1 protein-coding gene is annotated in these 286 nt (G+C 63.3%); it reads right to left on the bottom strand.

The window, feature by feature from the left end:
• The coding region (locus LB449_RS13855) for a hypothetical protein (RefSeq protein ID WP_224455700.1) at positions 1-286 on the bottom strand (286 nt) is incomplete at both ends.

Below are 286 nucleotides of genomic sequence, written 5' to 3'. Positions count from 1 at the left end.
GATGCGCCAGCGACCAGGTCGGGAAGGTGTTGGTCGAGAAGCGCTGATGCACCAGCGCCAGCGCGCTATCGAAATCGGCTTCGTGTAGGTCGGGATAGTACTTGCCGAGCTGGTCGGCGAGGAACATGCCCTTGTAGATCACGGTGCGGCACGAGAACGAGCAGGGATAGTAGCCGGCCATGCCGCGGTCGCGGCGCTGATAGATCGCCTGCGAGATCGACTTGCGCAGGATGTAGAGCCGGCGCTCGAAATCGTCCTCGGTCTTGGCCGCCCCATTGCGGCCGAT

This window comes from Psychroflexus lacisalsi, from assembly GCF_020164495.1.
In the GTDB taxonomy this organism is placed as follows: Bacteria; Bacteroidota; Bacteroidia; order Flavobacteriales; family Flavobacteriaceae; genus Psychroflexus; species Psychroflexus lacisalsi.
This window is presented reverse-complemented; position numbering and strand designations above follow the sequence as displayed.